Annotated in this window: 6 protein-coding genes; 2 read left to right on the top strand and 4 right to left on the bottom strand. The window is 66.9% G+C overall.

Features of this window, described 5'->3' with window-relative positions:
- The first annotated feature begins 209 nt into the window (after nucleotides 1-209).
- The gene (locus AB0I35_RS26135; protein ID WP_357398961.1) at nucleotides 210-884 is read left to right on the top strand and encodes a TetR/AcrR family transcriptional regulator; all 675 of its coding nucleotides are present in this window, start codon (nucleotides 210-212) and stop codon (nucleotides 882-884) included.
- Nucleotides 885-1,019: 135 nt separating this feature from the next.
- Nucleotides 1,020-1,466 (top strand): NUDIX hydrolase, encoded by a 447-nt coding sequence (locus AB0I35_RS26130; RefSeq protein ID WP_357398960.1) that lies wholly within the window; start codon nucleotides 1,020-1,022, stop codon nucleotides 1,464-1,466.
- Between the two features lie 139 nt (nucleotides 1,467-1,605).
- On the opposite strand, the gene AB0I35_RS26125 is transcribed toward AB0I35_RS26130, so the two are convergent.
- The 4 genes from AB0I35_RS26125 to AB0I35_RS26110 form a co-directional block, all read right to left on the bottom strand.
- Nucleotides 1,606-2,088, bottom strand: a complete 483-nt coding sequence (locus tag AB0I35_RS26125) for an ABC transporter permease (RefSeq protein WP_357398959.1) — start codon at nucleotides 2,086-2,088, stop codon at nucleotides 1,606-1,608.
- Between the two features lie 572 nt (nucleotides 2,089-2,660).
- Nucleotides 2,661-4,070 (bottom strand): sugar porter family MFS transporter, encoded by a 1,410-nt coding sequence (locus AB0I35_RS26120; RefSeq protein ID WP_357398957.1) that lies wholly within the window; start codon nucleotides 4,068-4,070, stop codon nucleotides 2,661-2,663.
- A 1-nt stretch (nucleotide 4,071) separates the two neighbouring features.
- Nucleotides 4,072-5,499 (bottom strand): glucose-6-phosphate dehydrogenase, encoded by a 1,428-nt coding sequence (locus AB0I35_RS26115; protein WP_357398956.1) that lies wholly within the window; start codon nucleotides 5,497-5,499, stop codon nucleotides 4,072-4,074.
- Between the two features lie 181 nt (nucleotides 5,500-5,680).
- Nucleotides 5,681-7,771, bottom strand: a complete 2,091-nt coding sequence (locus tag AB0I35_RS26110; RefSeq protein WP_357398968.1) for an MMPL family transporter — start codon at nucleotides 7,769-7,771, stop codon at nucleotides 5,681-5,683.
- Nucleotides 7,772-7,845 lie beyond the last annotated feature (74 nt).

Here is a 7,845-nt window from a genome sequence, read left to right as displayed (position 1 = left end):
CGTGTTGGCGGTGCGGGCAGCGCGGAACAACATGTCCTGCGCCGCCGCGTCGAGCGCCAGTAGATCGGTCGATGTCGCCGTCATGAAACCTCCGCAGCTCCGAGTTACTTAGACTAGTCAGTCCAGTCCAGTAAATAGTAGATAGACTGGCTCGTCCACTCGTAATCTTGGTGACCCAGGCCACTCATCCGCGAAAGGCGCCGACGGACATGTCGACATCGGCAACGCGATCGACCGGACCCGGCGGCCGCCCCCCAGGGGGCGATCCGGGAAAGCGTCGAGCCATCCTCGACGCCGCGATCGACACATTCCTGCGCGACGGCTACGAGCGGGCAACCCTCGACGTGATCGCCGAACGGGCCGGCGTGGCAAAACAAACCGCCTACAACCACTTCGGCGACAAACAGACCCTGTTCCTGGCCGCGGTCGAGCACGAACGCGCCCAGGTGGCAGCGACCTTCGGCACCGCGATCGCCGGGTCGGATCGCACCGACGTCACCGCCGCGCTCGTCGAGATCGGCCACCGGGTCCTGCGGGTGCTGCTCGACGAGCGGGCGTCCGCGCTGCGCCGTCTCATCATCAGCGAGGTCGCCCGGATCCCGTCGCTGCGCCCCGCCTGTGCCGACGGCGAACCGAAACAGCTGGTGTCCCAGATCGCCGACCTGCTGCGCTCCCGCGGTGAACTCGATGTCGAGGATCCCGCGACCGCGGCCCGTCAGTTCGTCTCGCTTCTCGTCCAGCAGGGTCTGCACGCGTCGATGTACGGCACGATCCCGCTCCCCCGCACCGACGCCGACACCATTTGCACCGAGGCCGCCAACCTGATCGTCCGCGCTTTCCGCACCGATCCGGGGCCCTCCCGATCCTCGCGAACAGCAGGGTGACCCTCGAAGCTAGTCGCGGCTGCCACGGCGGCCTCATTCGAGCGCGTCGACCTGGTGTCGAGGAGTAATCTATTTCATTGATACAGTCGTCGGATCCGGCGAGGTCGGATCCGGAATCGGAAGTCGGTAAGTCCCATGGTCTCCGCGTCGGAGTTGGAAGAACTGGCCCGCCAAGCCGAGGTCGACGGCACCGCTCCGAGAGTCGGTGTGATCATCGAACGTGACGGAACAGTACTACTCCTGGAGCGTCACGACAGTGGCCCGGTCAAGGTCCCACTGAAGCTTCCCGGAGCCACTGTGCAGCCCGGTGAAACCCTGGCCGCGGCGGTGGCCCGTGGGGTGCGCGAGGAAACCGGGCTGCTTGTCACCGGGATCCGCCATCACGTAGGCGATTTCGACTACCTGTCGCCCGACGCACGCCGCGTCCGCCGTCTGCATTTCGCCGTGGATGTAGCGGCCTTCGAACCGATTCGACTCACCGCCCATGCGCGCTACGCCTGGACGCCGCTCGACGGCCCCCTCCCGGTGACCTCCTCCATCCGCGGCATCCTCGGTACGTACCGCGATCTCGTAAGCCACTGATACACCGGGGCCGACTGCGATTCGAGCATTCCTGAGGTCAGGCGTTGGCCGAGGCCGACGCTTTCTAGTGAGCCGCGACGAGTCGACCGACCTCGTCGCGGAACGACGACGACGTCCATCTCGATGACGGAAGCCTTTGTCATGCAATGCCTTCCGCTGTCCGCGGGTCGGCGAATGCTTGAGCGAGGTCGACGAGGAAATTCGTCAGGACGTAGATCGCGCCGAGGATCAAGGTGATGCCGGCGATCGTGGTGTAGTCACCGGCTTTCACCGCTTGGGCGGTGTAGAGGCCGATGCCCGGCCAGGCGAAGATCAGCTCCAGCACGATGTCGGCGCCGAACATGGCGGCTACCTGCATGCCCGCGATCGACAGTGTCGAGTTCACCGAATTGCGCATGGCGTGTCTGCCGAGGACGCCTAGCTCGGTGAGGCCTTTGACGCGGGCGGTGCGAACGAAGTCCGAGCGCAGCGTGTGCTGCAAGCTGCTGCGCAGGGCACGGCCGATCGCGACGGCGGGCACCAGGGACAAGCAGACCACGGGGAGGATCAGATGCTCGACGGCATCGAGGAATACGCTCGGCCGCCCGGCGAGCAGTGAGTCGACGCGGACATCGCGCCCCACTCGGGAGCGGGGCGGGAGCGCCGAGACCGATGAAGCTATATTCCGGCAATCCGACCAGACAGTCGTCAACTCGCATCGTCGAGCCATTTCCGATTCACGAATCTTCGCAGCCCGGAAATCGCAATGAAGGCACGGTGATGACGGCTTCCGGCAGGCACGAAACCATTCCACCGGCAGCGGGAATCATGGCACGACCGCACTCACCGCGCTCTGCCATTTCGCAACGAGCAGCCCGCGTTGCGCCGTGGAGTCGCTACTCGACTCGCGTCCATCACACGACGGGCCGCTACGCACTATTTTACGGCGATCACGTTGAGACAGAGCGTATTTCGGTCACATCGACCGAGTTTCCGGCTGGATGCGCCGATCACAGCGGTTGCGCCGCCGGTAGCAATCGGGTAGGCCGAGCTCCGACTCGGCTACCGAACGCACCGGTTCCGAAACCATTGGCCGCGTAGGTCTTTCGTGCCATCGTAGGTTCGCAGTGATGGTGCCGACCGGCGGGCAACGCGGCGACGAGCAGCTCACCCTGTTTCGTGGAATGCCGCGAACGCTGTTCGCCCACCTATGCGCTAGTTCGGGATGTGCCTACCGGCGCGGGCCTGCAGGTCTTCGTCGATCTGTGCGAAGTCGCGGTCCTTGGTCTCGGGGACCCGGCGGTAGACGAATATCAAGGCCACCAGGCAGATCACGGCGAAGATCAGGAAGACAGGTCCTGATCCGATCGCCCCGGTCAGCGGCAGGAAGGCCGTCGACATGATGAAGTTCGACAACCAGCTCACCGCGGAGCCCGCGCCCGAGCCCTGCGCCTGCACGTCGGGTGGGAAGACCTCGGCGAGGATCACCCAGAACACCGGGCCCATCCCGATGGCGAAGGACGACACGAACACCAGCATGCACACCAGCAGGATCACCGAACCGAGATCGACGATGAACGAGACACCGAGCAGCGCGACCGAGATCCCCATTCCGACCAGGGAGATCAGCAGCAGCGGCCGGCGGCCGAGCCGGTCGATCAAGCGCAGCGAGACGAATGTCATCGCGAGATTGACGATGCCGATGATGACCGAATAGACGATCGAGTTCGAGGCGCTGAGGCCGGTCTCCTCCATGATCGTCGGGGCGTAGTAGAGCACGGTGTTGATGCCGACGAACTGCTGCAGAACAGCGAGGCCGAGCGCGACGACCAGCGCGGGGCGGACGCGGGGCGCCAGCAGCACCCGCCACCCCTTCTGCTCGGGACTCTTGTCCTGCTCCCGAAGGCGCCGGCGTTCGGCTTCCTGGTGGCGGTAGTGCTCGATCACCTTCTCGGCACCCGCGGCACCGACGACCGAGCCGATGGTGGTTCGGGCTTCGTCGATACGCCCCTGCGCGATCAGCCAGGTGGGCGTTTCCGGTAGCCGTCTCACGATCAGCACCAGCAAAACGGCCGGAATCGCACCGACCCAGAACATCGCGCGCCAGTCGCCACTACCGCTGAACGCGAGGTTCACGAGGTAGGCGACGAGCATGCCGACCGTCTGCAGCAGCTGATTGAGGGTGAGCATTCGCCCGCGGATCTGCGGCGGCGAAATCTCGCCCAGATAGGTGGGAACCAGTGCCGAGGCGATGCCGACACCCAAGCCCATGACCAGGCGGCCGAGAACGAGCAGCGGGAATCCGGTCGCCAGCGCCGACACGATGAAGCCGACCGCGAACAGCAGTCCGGCGCCACCGAGCACCATTTTGCGGCCGAATCGGTCCGCGAGCCCGCCGGTGAACATCGCCGCGACCAGCGCGCCGAGCAGCAGAATACTGGTCACCAGGCCCTGTTGGGCGTCGTGGAGGTCGAGGTCGCCTCGGATGTAGAGCAACGCGCCGGAAATGACGCCCGTGGCGTAGCCGATCATGAAGGTGGCGAGGTTGATCCACAATCCCCACCGAGCGACCATGCGCAATCCCGCGTCGGGGACGTCGAGGTGGGAACTCTCCGAACTCGTCATCTCATTCCCCCTGGCCGGGAAGCCCGGTCGGAGCCCAGCCGTCGGGGCCGGTGCTGCCTGCCGCGTACTCCCCTATCGGCACCCGGTTTTCGCGCCAGGCCTCGCGGACCGGCTCGATGATGCGCCAGCATTGGACAGCCATGTCGCCACGGACCGACAGTGGTGGGATGCCCTCGATCACGCCCCGGAGTACTTGGCCGTAGGGGGGCAGCATGCCCGCGCCGAACTCTCCGGCCAAGCTCACCGGATCGATCTCGAACGAGTCGCCCGGTCCGCTGATGTTCACGTCGAGCCCGAAGGTGTTGGCGCCGAGCGGTATTCCGATGTGGAGTCGGTTGGGTTGCGGGCTGCCGGTCATACCGACCGGTACTTGTTGCGGCGGCTTGAAGGTGACCGTCACCTCCGTGCGCGGTGAGCCGAGCGCTTTTCCCGAGCGCACCCGGAACGGCACACCCGACCAGCGCCAGGTATCGACCGCGAGCACCAATTCGGCGAAGGTCTCGGTATTTCGGGAGCCGTCGATGCCCTCCTCGTCCACGAAGGAGGGCACCTGACGGCCGTCGATCTCACCCGCGGTGTAGCGGGCACGGCGGCTGTATTCGATCGGGTCGTCGTCCCAGATCCGGGTGGCCCGCAAGATCTGGGCTTTCCCGTCGCGCACGGCGTCTCCGTGCAGAGACGGCACGGGCTCCATCGCGAACAGCGACAGCACCTCGAGCAGGTGGCTCTGGATCATGTCCGCCAGCGCACCGGTGCCGTCGTAGAAGGCGGCCCGACCTTCCAGCGTCAGGCTCTCGTCGAAGACCACGTCCACGCTGTGCACGTGCTGGTTGTTGAGCAACGGTTCGATCATGCGGTTGGCGAACCGCACACCCAGAATATTGAGAACGGTCGACATGGCGACGAAGTGGTCGATCCGATGCACGTGGTCTTCCGGAACCAGCTGTGTCACCAACTCGTTGAGCGCGGCGGCGCTCTCGGCGTCGCTGCCGAACGGCTTCTCGATCGCCAGCCGGGTGCCCTCGGGCAGGTCCACTCCGGTGAGCACGCGACAGACCTTCTCGGTGACAGCGGGCGGCAGCGCGAAATAGATGATCAGCTGACCCGAGCACGAGTCCAGCACTGCGCGCAGATCGTTCTCGTCGGTGGCATCCGCCGTGACATAGCGGGTCGTCGCGACGACGGCTTCCACCTGCGGCCCGCGCGCGTCCACGGTCGCGAAGGACTCGGTGACCTGCGAACGCCAGCGGTCGTCGTCCCAGCTTTCCACCGCGCTGCCGACGAGCTGAAGTTTGTCCACACTGCCGGTGGTCAACAGCGCACCGAGCCCCGGCAGCAGCAGCCGCGCCGTGAGATCGCCGCTCGCACCGAGAATCAGCAGCGTCTGATCACGTGAACTGTTCGCACCAGATGTCGAGTCCGAGGTCATAGTCCTTCGCTCCTGTCGTGCGTATTGCGACGAGCAACGCGGCCTGAAATGCCGATCCGACCCTGACGCCCACAGCGGAGCGCCGCCTGCTTGAACTTGCGCGGGACAACTCTATGTTGCCGACGGACCCGGCGCCGGGAGGTAGTGAGCAGCGCGTCACCGGGTCATTCGCAGCGGAGCCTTACCCGACGCCCCGGTGACGCGCCCGGCATCCGAGATGGAACCGCTCGGGCCACCAGACCTTGTCGCCGAGGAGTTCGAACAGGGCGGGGACTACCAGGGTTCTGACCACGAAGGTGTCGAGCAGGATGCCGATGCCGACGACGATGCCGAGTTGGGTGAGGGTGATCAATGGAAGTACGCCCAAGACGCAGAACACCGCGGCCAGCACCGCGCCCGCGCTGGTGATCACCGCGCCGGTGGATGCGACGGCACGGACCATGCCCTGGGTGGTGCCGTGGGCCGCTGCTTCCTCGCGCGCCCTGGTCACCAGGAAGATCGTGTAGTCCACGCCGAGTGCGACCAGGAACAGGAAACCGAACAGTGGCACGTTGGTGTCCAATGCCGGGAAGCCGAACACGGTGCCGCTGATCCAGCTGCCCGCGCCGAGGGCGGCGAGCGCGCTCAGGACCGTGACGCCGACGAGCAGTACCGCCGCCGGGACCGCCCGCAACAGGGCGAGCAACACCAGCAGAACGACGACCAGGATCAGCGGGATGACCAGTCCCTGGTCCCGGCGCGCGGCGTCGCGGATATCGAGGGCCTCGGCATCGGAGCCGCCGACGAGCGCCGCACCGTTGGGGATCGCGCCGAGTGCCGACCGCATCGCCTCGACGGTGGTGAACGCGTCGGCCGAGCCGGGCGGCGCGTCGAGGACGACCGACCAGCGCGTCATTCCGGTGTCGGAGGCTCCGGTGCGGGTCGCCCGGGAAATCCCTGGCACCGCATCGAGCTCGGCCTGCACCGACGGTGCGGCCGCCGTGCGGGCGATCACGACGGCGGGATCGGCGGAGCCGGAGGGGAAGTGCTCGGCCAAGGTCTGTAGTCCGTCGACGGATTCGGCTTCGACCCGGAACTGCTCGGTGCGTGACAGGCCGATGTCGGTGGTCGCGAGACCGGCGGCGAAGACCACGAGGACGGCCGACGCGACACCGGCGACGAGCGCCGGACGGCGCACCACGCGCATCGCGACATTCGCCCAGATGCCGTGCTCGGCCGGGTCACGACCGTCGGCGTGCGGCACGAACGGCCAGAAGATCTTTCGCCCACACAGGGCCAAGGCCGGGGGCAGGGCGAACAGGACGAAGATCAACGCGACGACGAGTCCGGCCGCGGCGAACGCGCCGAGGCTGCGCGTGTTCGGCAGCGCGGCCAGCAGCAGGGTCAGCAGTGCGAGCACAACAGTGACATTGCTGGCCACGACGGCGGGCGCGGCATGGCGTACCGCCGCGCGCAAAGCGTCGCGATGGTCGTCGTGGCGATGCAGTTCGTCGCGGTACCGGGAGACGAGCAGCAGTGCGTAGTTCGTGCCCGCGCCGAAGACCAGGACGCTGGTGATGCCGGAGGTCGAGCCGTCGAAGGTGAGACCGGTGAGCTGGGCCAGTGCGGTGCCGACGCTGGTGGCGACGCGGTCGGCCAGGCCGACGACCGTCAGCGGCACGAGCCAGAGCACCGGTGAGCGGTAGGTGAGGATCAGCAGCACCATCACCACGAGCGCTGTGACGATCAGCAGCAGGGTGTTGGCACCGGAGAAGGAGTCGGCGATGTCGGCGCCGAAGGCGGGACCGCCGGTCACTTGCACGCGCAGCGGTTCGGGCAGGTCCGTGGTGAGGGTGGTGCGCAGCTCGTCGATGCGATCGGTGAGCGCGAACCCGTTCAGGTCCGCAGGCACCGGGATCTGAGCGATGGCGGCGCGGCCGTCGGGCGCCGGGACGACGCGTGGACCGCCCGACGCGGAGACCTCGGCCCGGGTGAGCGCGGCCTCGACTGCGGCCAGGTCGGTCGGGGTGAGCACGCCGTCATCGGTGCGGGTCGCCACCAGGATCGCGGCGGCTTCGTCCGCGCCGGGGAAGTCGTCGGCGGCAGCGGCTGCCCGAGCGGATTCCGCCGAGGAAGGCAGCGACACCGGCGCCTGCCCGGCGCTCTGATTGCTGCCGGCCGACGCGACAACAGCCACCGCGGCCACGAACACCGCGAGTAGCAGTGCCCACGATCGCCGTCCGGTCACCATCCGGGCGAACCGATCCCATCCCTGCCCGTCGCTGAGTCGCATCACGCCGACAACTATTTCAGAAACTTAATTATCTGACAATGCCCGGGGCCGGGAGCGGCTAAGCTCGCCACCGG

It is taken from the genome of Nocardia sp. NPDC050378 (genome assembly GCF_040655675.1).
GTDB lineage: Bacteria > Actinomycetota > Actinomycetes > Mycobacteriales > Mycobacteriaceae > Nocardia > Nocardia coubleae.
Note: the sequence above shows the minus strand (reverse complement) of the source record. Positions and strands in the feature narration are given on the sequence as shown.